This window comes from Ornithinimicrobium cerasi, assembly GCF_003702705.1.
Classification (GTDB): domain Bacteria; phylum Actinomycetota; class Actinomycetes; order Actinomycetales; family Dermatophilaceae; genus Ornithinicoccus; species Ornithinicoccus cerasi.
In genome coordinates, this window is sequence record NZ_QZMN01000058.1 from 1 (window position 1) to 1,322 (window position 1,322).

1 protein-coding gene is annotated in these 1,322 nt (G+C 72.3%); it reads right to left on the reverse strand.

Annotation, left to right across the window (positions count from 1 at the left end):
• Positions 1 to 1,095: IS110 family RNA-guided transposase (locus D4B81_RS17765; RefSeq protein ID WP_122263980.1), on the reverse strand; the 1,095-nt coding region annotated here is incomplete at its 3' end.
• Between the last annotated feature and the right edge of the window lie 227 nt (positions 1,096 to 1,322).

The following is a 1,322-nucleotide window of genomic DNA, read 5'->3' on the forward strand; positions in this document are numbered from 1 at the left end:
GCGGTCGTAGAGGTCGGCGGCCCAGGGGTTGGCGTGGCGGCTGTCGCCGGCGAAGTCGGTGACGGCGTCGCGCAGCTGTTTGTCGCAGGCCCAGCGGAAGCCGACCGCGCGGATCTTGCCGGACTGTCGGGTCGAGGGTGCGACGCCGGCCAGGCACGCGAGGGAGGCTGGGGTGGGGAACCTGGCGCGGCAGTCGCCGATCTCGGCGAGCAGCCGGGCGGCGCGGACGGTCCCGGAGCGGGGCAGGGAGGTGAAGATGTGCGCGTCGGCGTGCGCGGCGAGCTGGTCGCTGATCTGAGCCTCGAGCTTCTTGATCTCCTCGGTCAGGGTCTTCAGGACGGCGATGTGGGCGTGGGTGCTGCCGGCCTCGAGGAGCGCGTCGGGGCCGGTCAGGCCGCGGGGTGCGCCGCTCAGGTGGGCGTGCAGCGTGGCGGGGTCGGTGCGTCCGCTGTAGCCGGCCGAGGCCAGCCACCGGCCCAGCCGGGTCGGGGTGAGCCAGTCGATGCGGTCCTGGGTGTCGAAGCGGGTCAGGAAGGCCAGGCTGATCGGGGAGTCGATGTGCTGGAACAGGCCGACCGCGCCGGGGAGCACGTCCTTGAGGTGGGCGCGCAGCTGGTTGGCGGCGGCGACGCGGTGGCCGACGAGGTCCTTGCGGGTGCGGCACGCCCGGCGCAGCGCGACGGTCTCGGGTGCGTCCGGGACCAGGGGCCGCAGCCGGGTCCGGTCGGTGCGCAGGGTGTCGGCGAGCACGAACGCGTCGAAGCGGTCGTCCTTGTTGCCGGCCGAGCCGTACCGGCCGCGCAGGTTCTTGACCCGGTTGGGGCTGATCACGACCACCGTGACCTCGGCCTGCAGGAGTGCCTCGACGACGGGGCCGTCGGGTCGCTCGATCGCGACCTCGCCGGCGCCGTGCCGGGCCAGGAGCCGGGTCAGCTCGCGCAGGCCTGCCGTGGTGTGCTCGACCACGGCTCGGGCTACCTCGCGGCCGCGGGCATCAATGATGCACACGGCGTGGTCGTCGTTGGCCCAGTCGATCCCGGCGGTGACGTCGTTGGGTGGGGTTTGGGGAAGGGTGGTGCTGGTGGCAGACTTCATGTCAGCCTCCTCGCTGCTAGTACCAGTGGGGAGGCACCTTCATGTGGTGCCGCTGGTGCCGGGACGTTGCTGCCGGTTCGCTCACTGATCGGCGCTCGGAGGCGCTCAGCCCTGTCGACGGTCCGCACGTCCCGGGCAACCACCAGACCCCGCAGATCTCATCGTGGACCTCAACCGTGTCGAGCGAGCAGGGCGATGGCCTGGTGGCACCTCGGGTGCATCAACGC